Genomic DNA, 22422 nt, shown 5'->3' on the forward strand with positions numbered 1-22422 from the left:
ACGGCTCAGCCCAGCTTGCCGGCATAGCGCTCGAGCACGGTCCAGGCCTCGTCGCCGAGCTTGGCCTTCCACTCGGCATAGAAGCCGCCGCTGCGCAGCTTGCCGCGGAACGCGTCGGCCTTCGGCGCGTTGAAGACCATGCCCTTGGCCGCCAGCTCTTTCTGCGTGGTCTCGGCCTGGGCCGCGAGGTCGGCGCGCTCGGCCATGGCCGCGGCGTTGACGTGCTTCGCCACGATCTCGCGCAGGTTGGCGGGCAGGCGCTCCCATGCCCGGCGGTTGGAGAGGAACCAGAAGCCGTCCCACATGTGGTTGGTGACGGCGCAGTACTTCTGCACCTCGTACATCTTGAGCGCCATGATGCCGGTCAGCGCATTCTCCTGGCCGTCGACCACCTTGGTCTGCAGGGCTGTGTACAGCTCCGACGCGTTGATGCCCACGGGCGCCGCATCGAAGGCCTTGAACATCGAGGTCCACAGCGGCGACACCGGCACGCGCATCTTGAAGCCCTTGAGGTCTTCGGCCGCGTTGATCTGCCGCGCCGCCGAGGTCATCTGGCGAAAGCCGTTGTCGAAGATGCGGTCCATCGCGACCAGGTTGGACTTGGCGATCTGGCCGCGGATGTAGGCGCCCAGGTCGCCGTCCATCGCCTTCCACACGTCGGAGTAGTCGGTGAAGGCGAAGCCGATGCCGCTGACGGCCGCCTGCGGCACCAGGGTGGCGAGGATCAGGCCCGACAGCGTCATGAACTCGATGCCGCCCGCGCGTAGCTGGCTCAGCATGTCGGTGTCGGAGCCGAGCTGGCTGGCCGGGAACACCTGGATGTCGACGCGGCCGCTGGTTTCGGCCTTGATCTTCTCCGCCATCTCGCGCGTGCGCACGTTCAGCGGGTGGCCGGGCGGCAGGTTGTTGCCGTACTTGTAGGTGAACTCGGCGCCTTGCGCGGTCGCGTACTTGGCAGGCAGCGCGACACCGAGGGCGCAAGCGGCGCTCGCCTGCACGAGGCGGCGGCGGCTTAGGGTCGTGGGCGTGGGCATGGGTTTGTCTCCTCTGGTGGGAATGAAGCGAGGCAGGGCGAGGTTCAGGCCGCGGCGGCCGCCGGTGCCTGGAACAGGTTGCGAACGAGCACGCCGCTCGCGAGGAATCCGCCGTCGACGGCGAGCGTGTGGCCGGTGATGTAGCCGGCCTGCTCGGATGCGAGGAACATCACCGAGTCGGCGATGTCTGCAGGGCTGCCGAAGCGGCGCATGGGGATCATGTCGGCGTACGAGGCCTGGTGGCCGCTGCCTTGCACGCTGCGCACCATCGGCGTGTCGATGGGGCCCGGTGCGATCGCGTTCACAGTGACGCCCGACTCCGCGACCTCGATGGCGAACTGCTTCGTCATCGCGATCAAGGCCGCCTTCGAGGTGCCGTAGGCGAGCCTGCCCGTGCCGGCGCGCACGCCGCTGATCGAGGCGATGTTGACGATGCGGCCCCAGCCTTGCCGCTGCATGTGCTGCAGCGCGTGCTGGATCAGCAGCATGGGCGCGGTGACGTTGACGGCGAAGCTGGTGTTCCAGTGGTCGAGCGGGTAGTCGGCGGCCGGAATCGTCTTCACCACGCCGGCGTTGTTGACCAAGATGTCCGGCGGCCCGAAAGCGGCGGTGAGTTCCGCCATCGAGTGCAGCAGCGTGCCGGTGGCCTCGAGCTCGACGACCACCTCCTGCGCTTGCCCGCCGGCCGCGCGGATCTCGGCGGCGGCTTCGGCCGCGCCCGCCGCGTCGCGATCGGCCACGTAGACGCGGGCGCCTTCGTCGACCGCGAGCTGGTGCGCGACCTGGCGACCGATGCCGCTGGCTGCGCCGGTGACGAAGGCGACGCGGCCGTGGTGTTGTGGGGTGTTCATGGCTGTTCGGTCCAATATGTGCAACGTGAGCCGGCATCTTCCCATTGCCCTCACCGAACAAGGAATGGGATAGCATGGCCCATTAACCCGATTTCGGTTCACTATATGAACCAAAAGCCTAGGGAAAACCATCGATGCCTACCAAGCAAACCGAGCGCGAAGACGAAACCCCGGGCGCCCAGACACTGCGTCGAGGCCTGGCCATCCTGAAGCTGCTGGCGCGCTATCAGCCCGGCGGCCTGCGCATGAGCGACATCGGCCGCAAGACCGGGCTCACCAAGGCCACGGCGGTGCGCCTCACGCGTACGCTGGTCGAAGAGCGATTCGTCACGCAGGATGCGGACACGCGCAGCTACAGGCTCGGGCCCGAGTCCTTCGCGGTGGGCCTGGCCGCCGAGCCCGCCTATGCCCTGCAGCGGCTCGCCGCGCCGGTGCTGCGCTCACTGGCAGTGGAGACAGGCGACTGGATCTTCTTCGCCGTGCGGCAGGGCTTCGACGCGATCTGCCTGTCGCGCGAGAGCGGCGACATTCCCTATCCGGCGACGGCCATCAAGGTCGGCGACCACTTTCCCATCTGCGTGGGCGCCGGTGGCGTGGCGATGCTGGCGGCGTTGCCGGACGACGAGATCGCGTTCGCCATGGAACAGAAGGCCGACGTCATCGCGAGGGACTACCCGAGCGTCACGCCGCCGGTGATCCGCGAACTGGTCGGCACGACGCGCGAGAAGGGCTACTGCGTCATCCCGGGGATCATCGTCCGCGGCTACTGGGGCCTGGGCGTGCCGCTGCTGCAGCCCGATGGCCGGCCGGTCGCGTCGATGATCCTGGTGACCACCGAGGCCCGACTCAACTCGACGCGCCAGGCCGTGCTGGGGGAGCGCATGCGGCGGCTGGCGCACGACTTGATGGAGCGGGCGGGGCATCGCAGCGGCTCGACGGACGACGACGGCTGATCGCCTTCGCCCACGCCGTTCAGGCCGTGGGAGCAAAGCCCGCGCGCTGCGGCCAGAGATTGGCGAAGCCGTGCACGGCCACCGATGCATAGAGCCCACTGCGCGTGAACGGCTCCTGCGCCTGCCATTGCGAGGCCGCCGCGCGCTCTGCGAAATCGATGACCAGCAGGCTGCCGACCATGGTCGTGCCGTCATTCGCCAGCAGCGGTCCGGCAAATGCGATGCGTTCCGCCACTTCCGCCAGGTAGGCCTTGTGCTCCGGGCGCAAGCGCGTGCGCAGGTCACCGGCGTCGGGGCGATCGATGAGGTGGAAGGCGAAAAGCATAGGGTCTCCTAAAGTTGAAATGGTCAACGCGCAGATCGTAGCTGAACAATTGAACAATATAAAAATCCTCAGGTTTCATCTCCGATATTCGGAATTGATAGGTGCAAACCCTATATGTAGTTGTTCAGTCGTTCAGTAAATAATCGCATCTCATGACGAACACGGAACCCTTGAATGTCGCCATCGTCGGCCTCGGCTGGTGGGGCCGGATCATCGCGGACCACATCCGCGCGAGCACCAGGATGCGCCTCGTGCGTGCCACGGATGTCGACGAGCGAGCCCGCGGCTTCGCCACCGATCGCGGCCTCGCGTTCGGCACCTCCTTCGACGAGGTGCTGGCCGATCCGATGGTCCGAGGCGTCGTCATCTGCACGCCTCATTCACAGCACACCGCGCAGATCGTCGCGGCGGCAAATGCCGGCAAGCACGTGTTCTGCGAGAAGCCGCTTTCGCTGACCTCGAGCGACGCGGCGCGCGCGCTCGCCGCCGTCGAGGCCGCCGGCGTCACGCTCGCCGTCGGCCACGAAAAGCGCTTCGAGCCGCCCGTCATGGAGCTGCTGCGCCTGTGCCGTACCGGCGCACTCGGCGTGCCGCTGCAGGTCGAAGCCAACTTCAGCCAGGACAAGTTCCTCGCCATGCCATCGGACAACTGGCGGCTTTCCGCCAAGGAAGCACCGGCCGGCCCGATGACAGCGACAGGCATCCACCTGCTCGACCTGTCGGTCGCGATCTTCGGCGAGGCCCGGTCGGTGCATGCCAGCGTGCAGCAGCTCGACAGCCCCTTGACCAATGGCGACACGCTGGCGGTGCTGGTGAGCTTCGAGCGAGGCGGGCACGCGCTGTTGAGCGCCATCCTGGCCACGCCCTACACGGGCCGCTTCGCGGTGTACGGCTCCAGGGGCTGGGCCGAAGTGCGCGACAAGTCGCATCCCGAATCGCCGCAGGGCTGGACCTTGACGACGTGCATGCGCGGCGAACTGCCCAAGGCGGTCGACATGCCGCCGGCACCCGCGGTGCTCCACAACCTCGAGGCCTTCGCCGATGCGGCGCGTGGAGGCGCCGCGTATCCGGTTCCCAGGGAACAGATGGTCGCCAACGTCTGCGCGCTGGAGGCAGCGTTCCGCTCCGCCGAGACGGGACGGGTCGAACCGGTCACGCGCGTCGATTCGTTGATCGCCCGCTAGACGTCCTCTTCACTCCGCAGCATCGAGGCCCATCGCATGTTCAATTACTTCAAGGTCTATTCCTGGAATCTCGCCCTCTCGATGGCGCTCGACGCGGGCGCCAACATGGACGAGGTGGACCGCGCCTGCCGCTCGCTTCGCGAGGTGGATGACGACCAGGCCCATGCCAACGATTTCTTCCGCGCGTGGGCCGATGGCGCTGCCGCGCTCGCTCGTTCGGCCGCCGAGGACGAATCGGCCGGCCACCGCCTCTCGGCCGGCGAGAAGTACCGCCGCGCCTGCGTGATGTACATCACCGCCGAGCGCATACCGGCACACGACCACCCGCCACGGCTCGCGGCCTACGACGAGCTGTTGCGGACCTTCGCCAAGTACGTGGCGTGCACGGGTGTCGCCTGCGAGAAGGTGTCGGTGCCTTTCGGCGATTCGTTCCTGCCTGCGCTGATGGTGTCGGTCGGCAGCAGCGCGGCGCCGGCACCGTGCATCGTGCACTTCAACGGGCTCGACGGCGTGAAGGAGTATCTGTACCTCTGCGGGTTGCCGGAAGCGCTCGGAGCGCGCGGAGTCTCGATCCTGATCGTCGACAACCCGGGCGTCGGCGAAGCCTTGCGCAAGAACGAGCTGCACAACGCGCCCGAGGCCGAACTGCCTGCGGCTGCGTGCGTGGACATTCTCGAAGCCCGCGCCGACGTCGACCCGCGCCGGATCGGCATGATGGCCCTGAGCCTCGGCGGCTACCACGCGCCGCGCGCCACCGCCTTCGAGCCGAGGTTCGCTTGCTGCGTGGCATGGGGCGCCAACTTCGACTGGGGTCCGCGCTTTCGCGCGCGCGTCGAAGGGGCGAGCAGTTCGCAGAAGTCGGTGCCCCATTACGTCGATCACGTGAAGTGGGTGCTGGGGCAAGACAGCGTCGAGGGCTGCATCGCGATCACCGACCGCTTCACGCTCGACGGCGTGCTCGACCGCATCCGCGTGCCGGTCTACATCACCCACGGCGAAGACGACCGCCAGATTTCCGTCGCCGAAGCCAAGCGGACGTATGACGGCTGCATCAACGCGCCGCGGCGCGAACTCCGCATCTTCTCGGCGCAGGAGGGCGGCGAGCAGCACTGCAGCATCGGAAACATGAGCCTGGCGACCGACGCCATGGCCGACTGGATCGCCGACGTCTTCGCGACGGCCTGATCCGCTTCGCTTTCGACACCATCGCGGCGCGCGCCCGCGTGCCTTTCCGTTTCAGGAGACTTCATGTTCAAGACTTTCACTTCATTGCTTTCGCGCCCGTGCCTCCGTCGCGCCGTGCTCGCGGCGGTGCTCGTTCCCGGCATCGCGGCGGCCCAGGCCGACCTGATCCGCATCATCGTGCCGATCGGAGCCGGCAACCCCTTCGACTCGTCGGCGCGCGTGTTGGCCGAGGCCATGTCGAAGTCGACAGGCAAGAGCGTCATCGTCGAAAACAAGGCCGGTGCGGGCGGCCGCATCGCGACGACCGAAGTCGCGAAGGCCAAGCCCGACGGATCGGTGCTGCTGTTCACCACGGCGGGCCACGCCACCAATGCGGGCCTGTACGACAAGCTGCCCTACGACCCGGTCAAGGATTTCACGCCCATCACCATGGTGACGCAGTCTTCCGGCTTCGCGCTGCTCGTGCAGGCGAATTCGCCGTACAAGACGGCGCAGGACCTGATCAAGGCCGCGAAGGAGCAGCCCGAGCGGCTGAGCTACGGCTCCTTCGGCAACGGCAACACCACCCACGTGATCGGAGCGATGTTCGCGCGCGCGGCCGACATCAAGCTCGTGCACGTGCCGTACAAGTCGCCCGTCACCGACTTTCTGGGAGGTCACGTGAACATGGTGTTCATGGGCGCATCCACGGCATTGCCGCTGTTGAAGGACGGGCGCGTTCGTGCGCTGGCCATCTCTTCGGAAAAGCGCGATCCGGAGTTCCCCGGTGTGCCGACCTTTCGCGAGCTGGGCTTTCAAGACGTCGACGTGCCGGCCTGGTCCGCGCTGCTGGCGCCCGCCGGCATGCCGGCCGACCGGGTGGAGGCGCTGTTCAAGCAAGTGTCCGAGGCGGCGAAGTCGCCGACCTATCAGGAGTACCTGAAGGTCAGCCAGGCCAAACTGACGCTGACGCCACCGCAGGTCTTTCGCAAGTCGCTGGAGACCGAGGTCGCGCGGTTCAAGAAGGAATTGCCCGAGCTCGGTATCAAGGGCGATTGAAGTCGAGCGAAAGACCCTCCATGAGAGTTCACCTGATCGGCGCCGGCAAGATGGGGCTGCCCATGGGCCGGCACCTGGCTGCAGCAGGCCACGATGTGTCCGTCGACGACCTGCACGAGCACCGGCTGGAGGCGGCCCGCGCAAGCGGCATGACCGCATCGACGCGACAGGCCGGCATCGCTGCTGCGGAGGTGGTGCTGTCGTCGCTGCCGAACGACGATGCGCTGTGGTCGGTGGCGCAGGACGTGCATCGCCATGCACGGCTTGGCGCCGTCTACGTCGATACGAGCACTGTCTCGCCCGCCATGTCGGCCCAGGTCGCCGGCCTGCTGGCGGAGCGCGAACTCGACTACCTGCGCGTGGCGGTTTCCGGCAACAGCCACATGGCCGACGCCGCGCAGCTCACGCTGCTGGTGTCGGGGCCGAAGGATGCGTACCAGCGCTCACTGCCTCTGCTGCAACGGCTCGGACCCCATCTGTACTGGCTGGGCCATGAAGAACAGGCCCGCCTGATGAAGCTGGTCGTGAACCTGATGATCGCGCAGACCAGCGCCATGCTCGCCGAGTCGCTGGCGCTGGGACGCAAGGGCGGCTTGCGCTGGGAAGACATGTGGGAGGTGCTGACGCACAGCGCTGTGGCGTCGCCCATCGTCAAGGCCAAATCCGAGCAGCTGGCGCATCGCGACTTCGGCGCGACCTTCACCGTGACGCAGATGGCCAAGGACGTGAACCTGATCCTCGACGAAGCCGCGCGCCTGAAGGTGGGGTTGCCGCAGACGGCGATGACCTTGCAGCTCCTCAACACGGCAGCGGCCCACGGCGACGCCGATGCGGATTACGCGGCGGTGATCCGATGCGCGGAAAGGGCGGCTGGCCTCGCCGACGATGGTGCAGGCCCACGAGGCCGCCCGGCATAATCCGGCGCCGGACGTCCCGGCCCCGGCCACGCAGCATGATGGCCGGCACACGCACGATCGCATGACCAAAACGACCACAGCGCGCTCTTCCACGACAGGAAAGCCGGCTCCCTTGCCCGGCATCGTGCGGCCCAACGGGCGCAAGGCCGGCGAGGTGACGCGCGAACGCATGCTCGACGCTGCCGAAGCGATCTTCGCGCTGCACGGCTTTCACGGCACGTCCATGCGCGAGGTCGCCCAGCAGTCGGATGCGCGTCTGGCCCTGGTCGCCTACCACTTCGGCACCAAGGACACCTTGTTCGACAAGGTGGTCGAACGCCGGGCCTCCGTCATGGCGCATCACCGCATGCAGCTGCTCGACGAAGCGCGCAGCCGCGCCGGCAGCGGACCGCTCGCGCTCGACGACCTGGTGACGGGCTACGTCTATCCCTTCGTCGAGCGCAGCACCAATGGCGGCCGCGGCTGGAAGCACTATTCGCTTCTGGTGGCACGCGCGTCCAATGCGCCGGACTATGCCAAGGTGATCGGCGTGCACTACAACGCGGTCGCGCGGCAGTTCCTTGCAGAGTTTTGCCGTGCGCTGCCCGAGGTGGACGAAGAGAAGGTCTATCACGCCTTCAGCTTCATGGTCGGCACCATGCTGTCGCTGGTGGCCGAGCCGGGGCGCGTGGAAAGCCTGTCCTCCGGCCGCTACAAGTCGAGCGATCTGGAACGCGTGTTCGCGAGCATGCTGCCCTTTTTGGTGGCCGGTTTCAGTTCGCTGGCGGACAAGGGTCAGGACGATGCCCTGATGAAATCGACGAACGCCCGCAGCGGCGCCGGCAGCAACCGTCGACCCGGGTAGTACAAGAAGGGACCCGAGAAGCGCGGCCACCAGCGTTCGAGGATGGGCTCGAGTGCGCCGCTGTTCATGTGCGGCCTGAGCCAGTCCTCGAACAGGTACACCACGCCGGCACCGCCGATCGCGGCGTCCACGGCAAGGTCTGCCGACGCGCCGAGCCGCACCGTGAGCGGGCCGCTCACGTCCACCGTGAGCGATTCGCCGTCGCGCTCGAATTCCCAGGGCGGCATGGTGCCGCTGGCGAAGCGGCCGCGCAGGCAGCGGTGCTTCAGCAGGTCGCGCGGGTGTTTAGGTCGGCCCTCGCGGTCGAGGTAGGCCGGGGCCGCGGCGGCGGCGAAGCGCTGGGTGCGCGGGCCGATCGGGATGGCGACCATGTCCTGCTCCAGCCTTTCCTCGTAGCGGATGCCGGCGTCGCAGCCGGCGGCCAGCATGTCGACGAAGCCGTCTTCTGCGATCACGTCGAGCGTTATCTCGGGATAGGCGGCCAGGAAGGGCGGCACGATCGATGGGAGCACGAGCCGCGCGGCGCTGATGGGCACGTTGAGCCGGAGCGTGCCTGCGGGCTTGTCGCGGAAGCCGTTGACCACGTCGAGCGCGGCCTCGACTTCGGTGAACGCAGGCTTCAGGCGTTCGAGCAGTCGCTCGCCGGCCTCGGTGGGCCGCACGCTGCGCGTGGTGCGGTGGAGCAGGCGCACGCCCAGGGCCGTTTCGAGCCGGCGCACCGCCTCGCTCAGCGCCGACGCGCTGGTGCCCGTGAGGCGCGCGCCGTCGCGGAAGCCCCTGGCGCTGGCGACGGTGACGAAGGCATTCAGATCCCCAAGGTCGACGTTCATTGTTTTGAATCCCGCACAGCCTGTGTCGATTATGTCGGCTTATCAAGCAGTGACGCGCTGCCTAGACTGGGCGCAAAGGAAGCGAATCACCATGACCATCCCTCGAAATTTCACCCTCGGCGACCGCACGGTCGACCGGCTCGGCTACGGTGCCATGCAGCTCGCCGGCCCCGGCGTCTTCGGCCCGCCGAAGGACCGCGATGCGGCGCTGGCCGTCTTGCGCGAGGCCATCGCCAGCGGCGTGAACCACATCGACACCAGTGATTTCTACGGCCCGCACGTGACCAACCAGCTCATCCGCGAGGCACTGTCGCCCTACGCGAAGGACCTGGTCATCGTCACCAAGATCGGCGCGCGGCGCGGCGACAAGGGCGAATGGCTTCCGGCGTACTCGGCCGCGGAGTTGACGCAGGCCGTGCACGACAACCTGCGCAACCTGGGGCGGGACGTGATGGAGGTGGTGAACCTGCGCATCATGTTCGACGTGCACGGCCCGGCCGAAGGCTCGATCGAGGCGCCTCTCACGGCGCTGGCCGAGCTGCAGCAGCAAGGTCTGGTGCGCCACATCGGCCTCAGCAACGTGACGCCCGCGCAAGTGGCGCAGGGCCGCGGCATCTGCTCCATCGTCTGCGTCCAGAACCAGTACAACCTGGCGCACCGCAAGGACGACGCGCTGGTCGACGAACTGGCGCGCGACGGCATCGCCTACGTGCCCTTCTTCCCGCTGGGCGGCTTCAGCCCGCTGCAGTCGGCCGCGCTGTCCGAGGTCGCGCAGCGGCTCGGCGCCACGCCGATGCAGGTGGCGCTGGCCTGGCTGCTGCGGCGGTCCCCCAACATCCTGCTGATTCCGGGCACGTCGTCGGTGGGGCACTTGCGCGAGAACCTGGCCGCAGCCGAGCTCGACCTGCCGGCGGAAGCGCTGCAGGCGCTCGAGGGCGTGGCCGCCTGAACGCGCCTACCAGGCGTTGGCCTTGCCCTCCAGCGCACGCCGCGCCAAAAGGAAGGTCGCGGCATTCCAGCTTTGGCCCGCCATGCCCCGCGGCGCGAGCGTGCGGCCGTGGAACCACTCGGTGAAGCGCCAGTCGTCGAGCGCGTTCACGCGCGCGAGCCGCTCCAGCTCGAAGCGGGCCGGCTCGTGCAGGCCCAGGCGCGCCAGCATCATCACCCAGAAGCCACCAACGAAAGGCCAGATGCCGCCGTTGTGGTACTGGTGCACCAGGTTCTGCTGGTGGCGCGCCATGTACAGCCGCCACAGCGGATGCTGGCGCGTCAGCGGCTGCAGCACCACGCGCACCGGGTAGGGCACGCTGGCGTTCGCCGCGGTAAGGGTCTCGACGATGCGATAGGCCATCGCGGTATCGGCCAGGCCGGCCTGGATGGCCAGCACGTTGCCGAACACGTCGCCCTCGTGGCCGACCACCGACAGGTTGACGAAGCTCAGGTACAGCCCGGGGTCGCGCTGGCCGCGGCGCGCGTAGTGCCGCAGCAGCCGCGCCCGGTGGTACTTGGGCAGCTCGGCCTGGAAGGGGTTGAACAGGTGGTTGAAGTGATAGCGCGTCGCCTCGGCATCGTCGAGCGCGAAGCGGCGCTTGACCTCGTACCAGAGCGTGTTGGTGTAGAGCACGTAGCCCGAGCGCGGCATGATGTCGGCCCAGTCGCTGGCCTCGTTCTGCTGCAGCAGGCGAAAGTGCTGGTGCTCCTGCGCCAGCAGCCAGGCGATGGCGCGGCTCACGCCATCGCTCCAGCGCGAAGGATCGACGTTGCCATGCCGGCGAACGTGGTCCACGCCGATCAGCCACCACAGCGTGGCGTCGATGCAGCCCAGGTACCAGAAGTCGGCATCGTGGCCTTCGGGGTCGACGTATTTCGGAATCTGGCCGTTGGCCGCCTGCTGCGCCGCGAGCGCATCGAGGCTGGCCACCGCGCCTTCTTCGAGCGCGGGCACGCCGCTGCCGCACATCGCCATCACGCAGATCGCGGCGTCGCGGCCGAAGATGCGCGTGTAGCGCCGGGCCACGGCCGCTTCGGTGCGGCTGGCGGCCAGGATGCCGTGCGGCGTGAGGTTGCGTTCGAGCAGGTCGAGCGAGGCGCGCGTGCAGGCGTCGATCAGGTCGTGGTCGGGTGCGCCGGGCGGCTTCACCGGCTTGGCGAGCTTCGTCGCCTTCATGGTGGTCACGGGCTTCATGGGATTCACGGGCTTCGTGGGATTCATCGGCGTGTCCCCCCGTAGCGCTGCGTCACCTCCGCCACCATCGCCTCGCGCGTCAGCAGCTTGCTGCCGCCCACCCACAGCGCGGTCGGCCGGCCCTTGCGGTCGTGCACCAGGCGCACCGGCTGGCCGGGGCTGTTGTAGCTCGACGTGCGGGCGATGCGGCCGTGCGTCTTGTCCGTCACTTCGATCTCGGTGGCCGCGCCGTCGAAGGGCATGGCCATGGCGGGCGCGACCTGGCAGACGACCTTGCCCATCGCCACCAGGTCGGTCGCGCCCCACAGGCTCCACCACCGGCCGTTCCAGGCGGCCTGCTTGCGGCCCGGCGCGCCGTGCTGCCTAAAGGCGGAAAGAATGCCGTGGATGCCGTCCACCCACGCATACGACCACGCGTCGAGCGCGTTGCACAGCACGCTGATGGTGAAGCCCGATTCCGCGAAGCGCGCGGTGCGCGACACGAAGCCCTGCAGCCCGCCCGTGTGGCCGGCCCATTCCCTGGGGCCGGCGCCGCCCATCATGGTGCCGAGGCCGTAATACGACTCCTGGGCGCTGTGGTTGTCGCGCCAGCGGCGGTGCAGCATCTCGCGCCGGCTGGCGGCGGAGAGGATGCTCTTGCCGCTGTCGGGCGCGAGCTGGGCGAAGAAGCAGGCCGTGTCCGCGGCCGTCGCGACGAAGCCGCCCGCCGGCGCGATGGCGTCGCACACGTTGTCGCCCGGCACGATGAGGCGCTGGCCGAAAGGAAACTCGGCGCTGTGTCCTCTCGCCATCGGCGCGCCCTTCGGCAGGAAGGGCATGTCGGGCACGGTCTCGCGCAAGCCTGCCGGTGCGACGACGTGGCGGTCGATCCAGCTCGCGTAGTCGGTGCCGGTGATCTCTTCGATCATCAAACCCAGCAGGCCGTAGCCGTGGTTCGAGTACTTGAGCTGCAGGCCGGGTTCGAGCGGCTGCTTCTTCGCCAGGTCGGCACGCAGCTCGGCACGGGAATAGAAGGGCCGCCGGTCGAGAAACTGGCCGCTGTCGTCACCGTCGCGGATCACGCCCGCGCCGTGCGACAGCAGCTCGCCCACGCGGGCCTTGGCCAGCGACTTGTGCAGGCCGCCCACGTGTCGCCCGATCGGGTCGTCGAGGCCCAGCTTGCCCTGCTCGCGCAGCAGCATCACGCCGCTGGCGGTGAAGGTCTTGGAATGCGAGGCGATGCGGAAGCGATGCCGCGGCGTGAGCCGCTCGCCGCTTTGCATGTCGGCGCTGCCGAGCGCGAACTCGGCGACGCGTTCCTGGCCCCGCACGATCGCCACGGCGCAGCCGACCTGCTGATGCCGTTCGAGCTGGAAGCCGAGCCAGGCGGGGATGTAGTCGAGCGCAGCCTGAAGCCACGCGGAGTCGGTGTTCTTCTTCATGATGTGTCGCCGCATCAGCGGAAAGAGCGGGGAGGGGAGTTTAGTGCCGCGCACGGCACCCGGGCTTTCGATGATTGAGCACAGCTCAAGCAGCCGGTAGGCTCGCCGCATGGATCGCCTCCCGCCCCTCAACGCCATTCGCGCGTTCGAGGCCGCCGCGCGGCACATGAGCATCACGCTCGCGGCCGACGAACTCAACGTCACGCCCGGCGCGGTCAGTCGACAGATCAAGGGCCTGGAAGAGACGCTGGGCCTTCAGCTGCTGGAGCGCGGGCACCGGCAGATCTCGCTGACGCGCCAGGGCAAGGAATACCACCGCGCCGTGAGCCGCGCGATCGACGCGCTGCGCGACGCGACGCGCCGGCTCAAGCGGCGCGGCCAGCGCAAGCAGCAGCTGAAGGTTCGCGCGTACACCACCTTCGCCATGCGCTGGCTGATTCCGCGGCTGTCGGGCTTTCATGCGGCGCATCCCGACATCGAGGTGCTGCTGAAGGCATCGCTGGAGCCGGTGGACTTCCGCAAGGAAGACATCGACGGCGCCATCCGCCTCGGCGACGGCGACTGGCCCGGCGCCAATGCCTTCCGGCTGGTCGACAACATCCTGGCGCCGGTGGCGAGCCCCGCGCTGCTCGCGTCGGGCCCGAAGCTCCGGCGCCCCGCCGACCTGGCGCACCACACGCTGCTGCACACCATCGCCCGGCCCGACGACTGGGCCTACTGGCTCGAAGCCGCCGGCGCCGGCGACGCCATCGACCCGCGCGCCGGCATGACCTACGAAAGCTCGGCCATGGTCTATGCCGCCGCCATCGAAGGCCAGGGCGTTGCGATGGCGCAGCGCTTCCTGGTCGAGAAGGACCTGGAAGAGGGGCGCCTGGCCATGCCCTTCAAGAAGACGCTGGACATGCGCGACTTCACCTACTACCTGCTCACGCCCGCGCACCGCGACGAGACGAGCCCCATGAAGACCTTCCGGCTCTGGATGCTGGATGAGTTCACGAAGCGCTGAGACCGTTGTCGAAGCCGACGCCGCCACGCACAATGGCTGCGGGGACAACGAAGCACACGCGAAACCCCGTTGGAGGAGAAGTCACATGCGGTTGTCGAAACGATGGATTTCCCTGGCGCCCGTGCTGGCGGCATTCGCCCTGCCGGCCGCCCAGGCGCAGACGCAGGCGCCGGACACCATGGTGCTGCGCGATCTGGAATCGAAGAACCCCAGGAAGCTGTCGAAGGACGAGGCGACGTCCCTGCTCACCGGTGCCAAGATGAGCCGGGTCAGCGGTCGCGGCAATGTCCACAGCTGGAGCAACGACGCGGGCGGCAGCTTCGTCATCTCGTCGGACAACCGCGGTGCCGGCGCGACCGCCGCCGTCGGTCGGCCGACCACCTCGCCCGGCAAGTGGCACATTTCCGATGACGGCCGCTACTGCGTCCTCATCGAATGGCGCGGCGTGCCGACCGAGGAATGGTGCCGCTTCATCCTCGAGACCACCGACGGCTACTACACCGTGCGCTCGGACTCGGTGGGCACCGAGCGGGTCTTCAAGATCGACATCAAGAAGTAGCGCTGCGAGCCGCCTGCTGCTTCGTTCGGCCCGCGTCCTGTGAAGCGGCCTGGGCCGAGGGACGCGGGGCGGTCGATCTTGCGCAGCGGACAGCCCTGGCCTGCGCGAGCGCGGCGATCTGCGCGTCGTCGAAGCCCGACTCGCGCAGCACTTGCCACGTGTGTTCGCCGCACCCCGGCGCCGGCCGGTGCGGCAGCGCATTGGCCTGGGCGCTGTCCACCGGAAAGCCCGGCATGCGGATGGCGCCGTGCACCGGGTGTGCCACCTCGGCCAGCATGCCGTTGAAGCCGAGCTGCGGGTGCTGCACCAAGTCTTCATAGGTCGCCACGCGCGCGCACAGGATGTCGCCGGCGCGCAGCAGCGGCAGCCATTCTTCGGTGCTGCGGGTCTTCAGCACGGCTGTGAGTGCCTCGACCATCGCTTGCCGATTGGCCACCCGCAACGGCGACGTGGCGAAGCGCGGGTCGGTCGCGAGCTGCGGCAATTGCAGCAGCGCGCACAGCCGGGTCCAGCGCTCGGGCATGTAGGCGGCGATCATGACCCAGCCGTCGCGTGTCTCGAAGGCCTGGTTCGGCGCCGAGTAGGGCGCCGCGCTGCCGGCGCGCACGGGCAGCTCGCGGTCGGCGAAGTAGCTGGTGATGGACGATTGCTGCAAGGCCAGCGCGGCGTTGATCAGGCTCACGTCGAGCTGGCCGCCCTGGCCGTCGCGGGCGCGTTGCGCGAGCTTGGCCAGCACGGCCATCGCGGCGACGTAGCCCGTCATGACGTCGACGACGGGCGCCTGCACCTTGCAAGGTTCGCCGCCGTCGAGGCCGATGAGGCTCATGAGCCCGGAATCGGCCTGCACGATGCCGTCGACGCCGGCGCGGTCCGCGTAAGGACCTGTCTGCCCATAGGCCGAGATCGAGCAGTAGACCAGGCTGGGCTGGCTTGCGGACAGCACCTCGTGGCCCAGGCCGAGCCGCGCCATCACGCCGGGGCGCATGCTTTCGACCACGATGTCGGCGCCGGCGATCAACCGCCGGGCGACCGCGAGGCCGCCCTCGGTCTTCAGGTCGAGCGACACGCCCAGCTTGTTGCGATTGAAGCCGTGGTACAGCGCGGCGTCCTCGCCGATCCAGCCGGGACCAAGGCCGCGGCCGAGTTCGCCGTCGGGCGATTCGATCTTGATCACGCGGGCGCCCATGTCGGCCAGCAGCATGGTGCAGGTCGGGCCCGCGCCGATCTGGGTGAAGTCGACGACCGTCAGGCCGTCCAGTGCGTGGCGCAGCATCGGTGTTCTCCGGTCGATGCGGCGACTACAGCGACACCTTGATGCGGTTGTCGACGATCACGCGCTCCCAGCGCTTGAGCTCCTTGGCGATGTACTCGCGCAATTCGGCAGGCGTCGAACTCTGCACCTCGAAGCCTTGCGCGGCGACCTGCTTCGCCACGGCCGGGTCTTTCAGTGCGCCGGCCATCGCTTCGTTGAGCTTGGCGACGATCGCCGGCGGCGTCTTCGCAGGTGCGAGCAGGCTGTACCAGAGGCTGGCGTCGTAGTTCGTCATGCCGGCATCGCCGAAGGTCGGCAGCTCGGGCATGAGCGACGTGCGCTTCTGGCCCGCCACACCGAGCGCGCGCAGCTTGCCGGCCTGCACGTGCTGCGACACCGAGGCATAGGTCGCGAACGACACCTGCACCTGGCCTGCGATCAGGTCGGTGATCGACGGGCCGGTGCCGCGGTAGGGCACGTGCAGCATCTCCGTCTTGTTGAGCTTCGCGAACACCTCGCCCGCCAGGTGCTGGGGCGTGCCGTTGCCGGGGCTGCTGTAGTTGAGCTTGCCCGGGTTGGCCTTGGCGTAGGCCATGAACTCCTGCAGGGTCTTGTACGGCTCCTGCGGGTTCGACACCAGCACGATCGGCACCGAGGCCAGGCGGCCGACGGGCTCGAAGTCACGCTCGATGTTGAACGGCACCTTCATGTCGAGGAAGGGATTCATCGTCACCTGGCTCGATGCGATGACGATGGTGTAGCCGTCGGGCGCGGCACGCGCGACCAGCTCGGTGCCGAGGTTGCCGCCGGCGCCGGGCCGGTTGTCGATGACGATGGTCTGGCCCAGCAGCTGGCCCATGCGCGGCGCGATGGCACGCGCCAGGATGTCGTTGCCGCCGCCGGGGGCGAAGGGCACGACCAAGGTGATGGGCTTCTGCTTGGGGAACTCGGCCTGCGCGGCGGCCGGCATGGCCAGCAGGGGCAGGGACGCGGCCAGCGCGAGCAGGGCGTGGCGGCGGTTGGGGGTGTTCATCGTTGTCTCCTTGAATGCGCGAATGTGTTGGTGCATGAATTCGTGAATGCTGAAGAGGCCTTCAGCGCCCCGTGTAGACGGGCGGCCGCTTCTCGGCGAAAGCCTTGCGGCCTTCCAGGCGGTCGTCGCTGTCGCGCAGCGCGCCCCAATAAAGTTCGGTGAGCTGCTGGGCGTCGACTTCGCTGAGGTGCCGGGTCTGGCGCGACAGCTTCTTGATCGCCTGCACGGCCAGCGGCGCATTGGCGGCGATCACGTCGGCCAACGCGAGGGCGCGGTCCATCAAGGCCTGCGGCTCCGCCACCTCGCTGACCAGGCCGATGCGCTGGGCCTCGGCAGCGTCGATGCGCTCGCCGGTCAGCGCCATCCGCATGGCATGGGCCGAAGGAACGGCCTTCAACAGGCGGTGCAGCCCGGACACCGCGGGGATCGAGCCCACCTTCGCTTCGGGTAAGCCGAAGCTCGCGCCCGACGAGGCGATGCGCAGGTCGCACTGCAGTGCCACTTCGAGTCCTGCGCCGAGGCAATGGCCGTTGACCGCGGCGATGAGCGGCTTCCACAGCCCCAGGTCCGTCAAGTCCATCAAGCGGATGTAGAGGCCCAGGTCGGCCGAGCGCTCGGTACTTTGGAACACGGCTTCGGCGTAGCTGGCGGGTGAAGTCTGCGTGCCCTTCAGGTCGGCGCCGGCGCAGAAGGCACGGGAGCCGACGCCGGTCAGCACGGCGACGCGCAGGTCGCTGCGGTCGCGCACGTCGGCCAGGTGCGCGCGCAGCTCGCGCAGCGTGGCCACGTCCAGCGCGTTGAGCGCCTCGGGCCGGTCGATGGTGAGCACCGCCACCGCGCCGCGGGTCTCGAATCGGATCGTCATGGCGATGCCTTTCAGACGCTGGGCGAAGAGAGGCTTCGCCCGCCGCACACGTACAGCGTCTGCCCCGTCACGTAGGACGCCTGCGGATCGAGGAAGAACACCACCGCGTTGGCGATGTCGTCCGCGGTACCGATGCGCTTGACCGGCACCGAGGCCTGCAGGCGCGACTGCACGTCGGGCGCGAAGTCGCGGAAGAGCGGCGTGTCGACGATGCCGGGTGCGATGGCGTTCACCGTCACGCCCTTGGCCGCGAACTCGATGGCCAGCGAGCGCGTGAGGCTGACCACGCCGCCCTTGGCCGCCGAGTAGTTGGCCTGGCCGAAGCCGCCCAGCCAGGCGCGCGACGAGATGTTGACGATGCGGCCGTGGCCGCGCTCGATCATGCCGGGCAGCACCGCGCGGCAGCACAGGAACTGCGAGCGCAGGTTGGTGTCGACGACCAGGTCCCAGTCTTCGTCGCGCATCTTCAGGAAGCGCATGTCGCGCACCGCGCCGGCGTTGTTGACGAGGTGGTCGATGCGGCCTGCCGTGGCGGCGACCTCGGCCATCGCCTGGTTCACAGCAGCCGAGTCGGTCAGGTCGACCGTCACGCCGAGGGCCCGTGCGTCCTTTTGCCGCAGCGAGGCGACTGCCTCGGCCAGTGCGGCGCCATCGCGGTCGAGCAGCGCAACGGTCAGGCCTTCATTCGCGAGGCGCCGGGCGATGCCCAGGCCGATGCCGCGCGCGGCACCCGTTACCACCGCAACCTGGCCGGGTTCGAAGCGTGAAGCGGCCATGCTCAGACTCCCAACAGGTGGACGGACGATGCCGCATGGTCGACGCCGGCGATGCCGCCGCCCGTGCACTGCGCCAGGCCGACACGCGCATCGGCGACCTGGCGCGTGCCGGCGCGGCCCTGCAGGTGCCACATGAGTTCGACCATCTGCGCCACGCCGGTGGCGCCCAGCGGGTGCCCCTTGGCCAGCAGGCCGCCGCTCGGGTTGACCGGCACGCGGCCGCCGAGCTGCGTGGCGCCCGAGCGCAGAAGCGACACGGCATCGCCGCGCGGCGCGAGGCCCAGCGCCTCGTAATACAGCAGCTCGGCGATGGTGAAGGCGTCGTGCAGCTCCACCACGTCCACGTCCTGCGGGCCGAGGCCGGCCTGCTCGTAGGCCTGGCGTGCCGCGCGCGCGGTGATCTCGGCGTCGAGGATGTCGTCGTCGGCTTCTTCGCGGATGCCCGACACGACCACCGACGACAGCACCTTGACGGGCTTCTGCTTGCGCCCCGGGCGCGTGCTCAGCACCAGAGCCGCCGCGCCGTCGACCTGCGAGGGGCAGCATTGCAGCAAGGTCAGCGGGTCGGCGATCATGCGCGAGGCCAGCACCTCTTCGACCGTGGTCTCGGTACGCTGCTGCGCGTATTCGTTGAGCGTGCCGTTGCGGCGGTTCTTCACCGCGATGGCGGCCAGATCGGCCGGCGTCGCATCGCGCTCGTGCAGCAGCCGCGTGCCGCGCATCGCGTAGACGGCGGGCAGCACCATGCCGGCCTTGGCGTACAGCTCGGTCTTGTGGTCGTTGCGCTGCAGCGGAATGGTGCCGCCGCCGAGCGCGGTGAGCTGCTCGATGCCGAACACGAGCACCGTGTCGTACTGCTGCGCGAGCAGCGCATGGCGCGCCAGGTGCACGCCGGTCGCGCCGCTGGCGCAGGCGTTCTCGACGTTGTAGACGGGGATGCCGCGAAAGCCGAGATCGCGAACGATCAGCTGGCCGAGGATCATGCCGCCCAGCACGTTGGCGCAGTAGATGGCCTGGATCTCGTCCTTCGAGACGCCGGCGTCGTCCAGGGCCTTCAGGATGGCCTGCTGCGCGAGCTCGGGTGCCAGCACGCCGGGGTGCCGGCCGAAAGGCGTCATCGCGCCGCCGGTGATGTGGATGTGTTGCATGTTGCGGTGCTCCGGGTTCAGTCGGCGAGGGCCACGAACACGTAGCCGAAGGCGTCGTCGGGGCGGGCGGTGTAGCGTTCGCCGATCGTGGGCCGCGGCTTGCCGGTGAGGCGGCCGAAGATGCGCACGGGGCCCGGGAAGTCGACGTAGCCGAGCGCGTAGGGCGCCAGCCCGGTCTTTGCGCCGGGATGGATCACCGTGTAGCTGTAGACCTGGCCGACGGGTGCGACGGCGACCGCATCGTGGTGGCCTGCCAGCGGCGAGGCAGGGGGCAGGGCGGGAAAGACGAGTTCGCCGTCGTCGCGGTGACGCGAGGCGAGCAGCGCGGGCTCGGGGGCGGGGCTCCACAGGGGATACGAAAGCTCTGGCACGGGGGTCTCCTGGTCTTCGAACAAGGCCGGCACGGGGCCGGTGGGATGTGCGAAGTCTTGGGCTTGGAGGCCCGGCGCTCAAACGATATTTGCAGGCGCGCTGATTGAGATAAATGCAAGTGAAGCGGGCGACGGCCCTCGCATCCGACGTTCGCGTGGCGGTCGATGCGACCCTGGAGGTCGTCGTTCGCCTACATCGACGGTGCGACGGCGCGATAGCGTGAAGCCACATTCCCGCCGTTCGTTCGCCCCCATCTGCAATCCGAAGAGGCTTTCATGACATCCAAACCCAAAGTCGGCGACAAGGTCGAGTGGTCCACCTCGCAGGGCCCCACGACGGGCACCGTGGTCAAGAAGGTGACGGGCACGGCCCACGCCGAGGGCCATGTCGCGAAGGGCTCGAAGGCGCATCCGCAGTACGAGGTGGAAAGCAGCAAGACGGGGAAGCACGCCATCCACAAGGCCGAGGCGCTGAAGAAACATGGCTGAGAAGAAGACGGCGACCAAGGCTGCCGGCAAGGCAGGCCGCAAGGTCTCGGGCAAGCCCGCTGCGCACGGTCGCCCGGGTGCGGAGAGCGACAGCGAGGCCGGCGTCGTCCGCGACTTCCTGTCCGCCGTGAACATGACGCCTGCACGGCTGCAGGCGTGGCTGGACAGCGACGAATCCAAAGCGGTGGGGTTCAAGGGAAAGCCGACCAGCGAATCGGTCGGCCATCGGTCGGGCCGACGCATTCTGCGGTTGCTCGCCAAAGACCATGACGACCTCACCGCGGGCGACCTGGCGCACATGCGCAAGGTCACCGGCTATGTGCATCGGCACCTGGCTCAGCGGCCGGATGGCGATGTGAGCGAGACGCCGTGGCGCTATTCGCTGATGAACTGGGGCCACGATCCGGCGCGGCGGCGCGCGAAGAAGCGCTAAGCCTGCGAGGCAAGGGACCGCGACGGCTTTGAGGTGCCGGGAACGCTCGATCATGCTCGCGACTTCATACAGCGCCAGATCGAGGCAACACAGGTTCAGCGCCTGCAGAGTCGTGTGCGTGCTCAGCGCGTGCAGGAGGCGCGAGACCCCTTGGTCGTTGAACTCGGAGCGTTCGAGGTCCAGCACGCGAAGGTTGGTGAGTTTCGCCAGGCGTGTGAGAAGCGGCGGCTCGATGTCTTCGTCGATGGTGTCGAGCGCGCAGTCCGTGAGCTTGAGCGTGGACACGCTGTTGGTCTTTTCGAGCGCCTGAACGATCGACACCCAGCTTTGCGACACCGCCCAGCACTTGTGGATGTGGAGGTGCGCGGGGAACGAGCGTTCGAGCACGTGGCACAGCAATGGCAGTGCATCCGGCTCCGAGTCTGGGCTGTCCGACGTACTGGCCGTCAGGCGCTTCAAGTTGCCGAAGAACGCGCCGTGAGGAATGGCCAAAGGGGCGCCAATATGAACATCGTTCAGTTCGAGTTCTTCAAGACGGGGCATCGACGTCAGAAACCTGATCAGATGTCGGCTTTCCTGGTCGGTGGGTTCCAGACTGGCAAGCGTCAGACGGCGCGTCGGTACTGTGTGCGGATAGGCATGCTCCAGCAGTGCCCAATCGTCGAGCGAGATCGGGCCGTGCAGGCAGATGTGCTCCTTCCTGGCGAAGATGTAGTTCAACGCCATGCCGTCGAGCGCATGGAGCGCCGTGGCGATGATGTCCGCCAGCTCTTCGGGGCTTGCCTGGTCGATGTCGCGTCTCTGCGCGACCGGGAGCTGCTTCCATTCTTCGTCGATGTCGCGCCACGCCAATGGCTGCTGCTTCGGCGTTGCGCGGTCGATGAAGCTTCTGAAGTCGATGGAGTTTCTGGGAAATGGATTTGGGTTGAGCATGAGCCGTTTCGGGGGGATTGTGGGTCTGCAAGGCCCGGGCTCCCTGGCCCGGGCGCTGCGGCTTACACCATGCCGACCTTGCCGGTGGCGAGGTCGTACACGCCACCCACCACCTTCACCGCGCCGCTCTTGGTCAGATCGGCCAGGATGGGCGCCGCCGACATGAGCCGTGCGACGTTCTGGCGCACGTTCTCCGCCGTGGCGGCGGCGAGCAGGTCGGCCGGCTTGTGGCGTGCAGCCGCTTCGACAGCGGGACGGATCGCGGTGGTCAGGCTGGGCAGGTGGCCCGGCAGCGAGGCGTTGTCCTGGACGACCTGGATGGTCGCCGCAACGGCGCCACAGCTCGTGTGGCCCAGCACCATGATCAGCGGCACCTCGAGGACCTTGGTCGCGAATTCAAGGCTGGCGAGCGCGTCGTCGTTCACGAAGTTGCCAGCCAGCCGCACCACGAACAGGTCGCCGGGGCCCTGGTCGAAGGCCAGCTCGGGCGCGACGCGCGAGTCCGCGCAGCCGAGGATGGCGGCGAACGGCTTCTGCCCGCTCGTGCGCGCCACGCGGCCGACGGAGTAGTCGCGCTGGGTCGGCTTGCCCGCGACGTAGCGGGCGTTGCCCTGCGTCAGACGCTGGAGAGCGGCGTCGCCGCCGATGCGGTTGGTGGGCAGCGCGTCGTCGGCCGCCAGCGCCGGCGCGCTGGAAGCGAGGGCAGCCAGAGCTGCCGCGCCGCCGAGGAATCGGCGTCGCGACGATGCCGATTCAGATGCGGAATGAACATGGTTGTTGCACATGAAGA

The 22422-nt window shown here is 68.3% G+C and carries 24 protein-coding genes; 11 read left to right on the top strand and 13 right to left on the bottom strand.

The annotated features are described in order from the left end of the window. Positions 1 to 5 precede the first annotated feature (5 nt). Together B0W80_RS22790 and B0W80_RS22795 are read right to left on the bottom strand one after the other, a co-directional pair. Positions 6 to 1034, bottom strand: coding sequence for a TRAP transporter substrate-binding protein (locus B0W80_RS22790; RefSeq protein ID WP_077001445.1), 1029 nt, complete (start codon positions 1032 to 1034; stop codon positions 6 to 8). 44 nt (positions 1035 to 1078) lie between these two features. Next, positions 1079 to 1885 (bottom strand): SDR family NAD(P)-dependent oxidoreductase, encoded by an 807-nt coding sequence (locus B0W80_RS22795; RefSeq protein ID WP_077001446.1) that lies wholly within the window; start codon positions 1883 to 1885, stop codon positions 1079 to 1081. A 134-nt stretch (positions 1886 to 2019) separates the two neighbouring features. On the opposite strand from B0W80_RS22795, the gene B0W80_RS22800 reads away from it, so the two are divergent. Then, the gene (locus tag B0W80_RS22800; protein WP_077001447.1) at positions 2020 to 2838 is read left to right on the top strand and encodes an IclR family transcriptional regulator; all 819 of its coding nucleotides are present in this window, start codon (positions 2020 to 2022) and stop codon (positions 2836 to 2838) included. Positions 2839 to 2857: 19 nt separating this feature from the next. Here the strand turns inward: B0W80_RS22800 and B0W80_RS22805 are convergent, their stop codons facing one another. Next, on the bottom strand, positions 2858 to 3163 hold the full coding sequence (locus tag B0W80_RS22805; protein ID WP_077001448.1) for a YciI family protein: 306 nt from the start codon (positions 3161 to 3163) through the stop codon (positions 2858 to 2860). Between the two features lie 152 nt (positions 3164 to 3315). Between B0W80_RS22805 and B0W80_RS22810 the strand changes: the two genes are divergently transcribed. From B0W80_RS22810 to B0W80_RS22830, 5 genes are all read left to right on the top strand, one after another. Beyond that, on the top strand, positions 3316 to 4347 hold the full coding sequence (locus B0W80_RS22810; RefSeq protein ID WP_077001449.1) for a Gfo/Idh/MocA family protein: 1032 nt from the start codon (positions 3316 to 3318) through the stop codon (positions 4345 to 4347). 36 nt (positions 4348 to 4383) lie between these two features. Continuing rightward, positions 4384 to 5532, top strand: a complete 1149-nt coding sequence (locus B0W80_RS22815; protein ID WP_077001450.1) for a S9 family peptidase — start codon at positions 4384 to 4386, stop codon at positions 5530 to 5532. Between the two features lie 63 nt (positions 5533 to 5595). Beyond that, complete coding sequence (locus B0W80_RS22820) at positions 5596 to 6570, top strand: tripartite tricarboxylate transporter substrate binding protein (protein ID WP_077001451.1); 975 nt, start codon at positions 5596 to 5598, stop codon at positions 6568 to 6570. 20 nt (positions 6571 to 6590) lie between these two features. Further along, a complete protein-coding gene (locus tag B0W80_RS22825) occupies positions 6591 to 7487 on the top strand; it encodes an NAD(P)-dependent oxidoreductase (RefSeq protein WP_077001452.1) in 897 nt (298 codons plus the stop codon). A gap of 61 nt (positions 7488 to 7548) precedes the next feature. Beyond that, a complete protein-coding gene (locus tag B0W80_RS22830; RefSeq protein ID WP_179107002.1) occupies positions 7549 to 8331 on the top strand; it encodes a TetR/AcrR family transcriptional regulator in 783 nt (260 codons plus the stop codon). On the opposite strand, the gene B0W80_RS22835 is transcribed toward B0W80_RS22830, so the two are convergent. Beyond that, the gene (locus tag B0W80_RS22835; protein ID WP_077001454.1) at positions 8262 to 9161 is read right to left on the bottom strand and encodes a LysR family transcriptional regulator; all 900 of its coding nucleotides are present in this window, start codon (positions 9159 to 9161) and stop codon (positions 8262 to 8264) included. The genes B0W80_RS22830 and B0W80_RS22835 overlap by 70 nt on opposite strands. A gap of 91 nt (positions 9162 to 9252) precedes the next feature. Between B0W80_RS22835 and B0W80_RS22840 the strand changes: the two genes are divergently transcribed. Then, on the top strand, positions 9253 to 10110 hold the full coding sequence (locus tag B0W80_RS22840; RefSeq protein ID WP_077001455.1) for an aldo/keto reductase family oxidoreductase: 858 nt from the start codon (positions 9253 to 9255) through the stop codon (positions 10108 to 10110). Positions 10111 to 10116: 6 nt separating this feature from the next. Here B0W80_RS22840 and B0W80_RS22845 read toward each other — a convergent pair whose 3' ends face one another. Next, positions 10117 to 11328, bottom strand: a complete 1212-nt coding sequence (locus B0W80_RS22845; RefSeq protein WP_077001478.1) for a glycoside hydrolase 100 family protein — start codon at positions 11326 to 11328, stop codon at positions 10117 to 10119. Between the two features lie 41 nt (positions 11329 to 11369). Continuing rightward, entirely contained in the window at positions 11370 to 12767 is a 1398-nt protein-coding gene (locus tag B0W80_RS22850; protein WP_077001456.1) for a serine hydrolase, read from the bottom strand. Between the two features lie 109 nt (positions 12768 to 12876). On the opposite strand from B0W80_RS22850, the gene gcvA reads away from it, so the two are divergent. Together gcvA and B0W80_RS22860 are read left to right on the top strand one after the other, a co-directional pair. Beyond that, on the top strand, positions 12877 to 13773 hold the full coding sequence (gene gcvA / locus B0W80_RS22855) for a transcriptional regulator GcvA (protein ID WP_077001457.1): 897 nt from the start codon (positions 12877 to 12879) through the stop codon (positions 13771 to 13773). A gap of 85 nt (positions 13774 to 13858) precedes the next feature. After that, positions 13859 to 14332 (top strand): DUF995 domain-containing protein, encoded by a 474-nt coding sequence (locus B0W80_RS22860; protein WP_077001458.1) that lies wholly within the window; start codon positions 13859 to 13861, stop codon positions 14330 to 14332. Here the strand turns inward: B0W80_RS22860 and B0W80_RS22865 are convergent. From B0W80_RS22865 to B0W80_RS22890, 6 genes are all read right to left on the bottom strand, one after another. Beyond that, positions 14322 to 15605 (bottom strand): CaiB/BaiF CoA-transferase family protein, encoded by a 1284-nt coding sequence (locus B0W80_RS22865; RefSeq protein WP_083745561.1) that lies wholly within the window; start codon positions 15603 to 15605, stop codon positions 14322 to 14324. The two genes, B0W80_RS22860 and B0W80_RS22865, sit on opposite strands and share 11 nt — an antisense overlap. A 25-nt stretch (positions 15606 to 15630) precedes the next feature. After that, positions 15631 to 16617 (bottom strand): tripartite tricarboxylate transporter substrate binding protein, encoded by a 987-nt coding sequence (locus B0W80_RS22870; RefSeq protein WP_077001459.1) that lies wholly within the window; start codon positions 16615 to 16617, stop codon positions 15631 to 15633. A 61-nt stretch (positions 16618 to 16678) separates the two neighbouring features. Further along, complete coding sequence (locus tag B0W80_RS22875) at positions 16679 to 17482, bottom strand: enoyl-CoA hydratase/isomerase family protein (RefSeq protein WP_077001460.1); 804 nt, start codon at positions 17480 to 17482, stop codon at positions 16679 to 16681. 11 nt (positions 17483 to 17493) lie between these two features. Beyond that, positions 17494 to 18258 (bottom strand): SDR family NAD(P)-dependent oxidoreductase, encoded by a 765-nt coding sequence (locus B0W80_RS22880; RefSeq protein ID WP_077001461.1) that lies wholly within the window; start codon positions 18256 to 18258, stop codon positions 17494 to 17496. 2 nt (positions 18259 to 18260) lie between these two features. Beyond that, positions 18261 to 19406, bottom strand: a complete 1146-nt coding sequence (locus tag B0W80_RS22885) for a thiolase family protein (RefSeq protein ID WP_077001462.1) — start codon at positions 19404 to 19406, stop codon at positions 18261 to 18263. A 17-nt stretch (positions 19407 to 19423) separates the two neighbouring features. Beyond that, on the bottom strand, positions 19424 to 19777 hold the full coding sequence (locus B0W80_RS22890) for a Zn-ribbon domain-containing OB-fold protein (RefSeq protein ID WP_077001479.1): 354 nt from the start codon (positions 19775 to 19777) through the stop codon (positions 19424 to 19426). 276 nt (positions 19778 to 20053) lie between these two features. Between B0W80_RS22890 and B0W80_RS22895 the strand changes: the two genes are divergently transcribed. Continuing rightward, complete coding sequence (locus B0W80_RS22895; protein ID WP_077001463.1) at positions 20054 to 20266, top strand: DUF2945 domain-containing protein; 213 nt, start codon at positions 20054 to 20056, stop codon at positions 20264 to 20266. A 133-nt stretch (positions 20267 to 20399) separates the two neighbouring features. Beyond that, positions 20400 to 20699, top strand: coding sequence for a DUF3140 domain-containing protein (locus B0W80_RS22900; RefSeq protein WP_256856666.1), 300 nt, complete (start codon positions 20400 to 20402; stop codon positions 20697 to 20699). Positions 20700 to 21694: 995 nt separating this feature from the next. Here B0W80_RS22900 and B0W80_RS22905 read toward each other — a convergent pair. After that, complete coding sequence (locus B0W80_RS22905; RefSeq protein WP_077001464.1) at positions 21695 to 22417, bottom strand: carbonic anhydrase; 723 nt, start codon at positions 22415 to 22417, stop codon at positions 21695 to 21697. Positions 22418 to 22422 lie beyond the last annotated feature (5 nt).

The sequence above is a fragment of the Variovorax sp. KK3 genome (assembly GCF_001984055.1).
In the GTDB taxonomy this organism is placed as follows: domain Bacteria; phylum Pseudomonadota; class Gammaproteobacteria; order Burkholderiales; family Burkholderiaceae_C; genus Variovorax.

Excerpts from the sequence above, each read along its gene's own strand:
- B0W80_RS22840 (WP_077001455.1), top strand. The coding sequence starts at position 9,253 with ATGACCATCCCTCGAAATTTCACCCTCGGCGACCGCACGGTCGACCGG.
- B0W80_RS22825 (WP_077001452.1), top strand. The coding sequence starts at position 6,591 with ATGAGAGTTCACCTGATCGGCGCCGGCAAGATGGGGCTGCCCATGGGC.
- B0W80_RS22835 (WP_077001454.1), bottom strand. The coding sequence starts at position 9,161 with ATGAACGTCGACCTTGGGGATCTGAATGCCTTCGTCACCGTCGCCAGC.
- B0W80_RS22900 (WP_256856666.1), top strand. The coding sequence starts at position 20,400 with ATGACGCCTGCACGGCTGCAGGCGTGGCTGGACAGCGACGAATCCAAA.
- B0W80_RS22805 (WP_077001448.1), bottom strand. The coding sequence starts at position 3,163 with ATGCTTTTCGCCTTCCACCTCATCGATCGCCCCGACGCCGGTGACCTG.
- B0W80_RS22880 (WP_077001461.1), bottom strand. The coding sequence starts at position 18,258 with ATGGCCGCTTCACGCTTCGAACCCGGCCAGGTTGCGGTGGTAACGGGT.
- B0W80_RS22810 (WP_077001449.1), top strand. The coding sequence starts at position 3,316 with ATGACGAACACGGAACCCTTGAATGTCGCCATCGTCGGCCTCGGCTGG.
- B0W80_RS22800 (WP_077001447.1), top strand. The coding sequence starts at position 2,020 with ATGCCTACCAAGCAAACCGAGCGCGAAGACGAAACCCCGGGCGCCCAG.
- gcvA (WP_077001457.1), top strand. The coding sequence starts at position 12,877 with ATGGATCGCCTCCCGCCCCTCAACGCCATTCGCGCGTTCGAGGCCGCC.
- B0W80_RS22885 (WP_077001462.1), bottom strand. The coding sequence starts at position 19,406 with ATGCAACACATCCACATCACCGGCGGCGCGATGACGCCTTTCGGCCGG.
- B0W80_RS22820 (WP_077001451.1), top strand. The coding sequence starts at position 5,596 with ATGTTCAAGACTTTCACTTCATTGCTTTCGCGCCCGTGCCTCCGTCGC.
- B0W80_RS22905 (WP_077001464.1), bottom strand. The coding sequence starts at position 22,417 with ATGTGCAACAACCATGTTCATTCCGCATCTGAATCGGCATCGTCGCGA.
- B0W80_RS22815 (WP_077001450.1), top strand. The coding sequence starts at position 4,384 with ATGTTCAATTACTTCAAGGTCTATTCCTGGAATCTCGCCCTCTCGATG.
- B0W80_RS22860 (WP_077001458.1), top strand. The coding sequence starts at position 13,859 with ATGCGGTTGTCGAAACGATGGATTTCCCTGGCGCCCGTGCTGGCGGCA.
- B0W80_RS22830 (WP_179107002.1), top strand. The coding sequence starts at position 7,549 with ATGACCAAAACGACCACAGCGCGCTCTTCCACGACAGGAAAGCCGGCT.
- B0W80_RS22895 (WP_077001463.1), top strand. The coding sequence starts at position 20,054 with ATGACATCCAAACCCAAAGTCGGCGACAAGGTCGAGTGGTCCACCTCG.
- B0W80_RS22850 (WP_077001456.1), bottom strand. The coding sequence starts at position 12,767 with ATGAAGAAGAACACCGACTCCGCGTGGCTTCAGGCTGCGCTCGACTAC.
- B0W80_RS22875 (WP_077001460.1), bottom strand. The coding sequence starts at position 17,482 with ATGACGATCCGATTCGAGACCCGCGGCGCGGTGGCGGTGCTCACCATC.
- B0W80_RS22790 (WP_077001445.1), bottom strand. The coding sequence starts at position 1,034 with ATGCCCACGCCCACGACCCTAAGCCGCCGCCGCCTCGTGCAGGCGAGC.
- B0W80_RS22845 (WP_077001478.1), bottom strand. The coding sequence starts at position 11,328 with ATGAAGGCGACGAAGCTCGCCAAGCCGGTGAAGCCGCCCGGCGCACCC.
- B0W80_RS22870 (WP_077001459.1), bottom strand. The coding sequence starts at position 16,617 with ATGAACACCCCCAACCGCCGCCACGCCCTGCTCGCGCTGGCCGCGTCC.
- B0W80_RS22795 (WP_077001446.1), bottom strand. The coding sequence starts at position 1,885 with ATGAACACCCCACAACACCACGGCCGCGTCGCCTTCGTCACCGGCGCA.
- B0W80_RS22865 (WP_083745561.1), bottom strand. The coding sequence starts at position 15,605 with ATGCTGCGCCACGCACTGGACGGCCTGACGGTCGTCGACTTCACCCAG.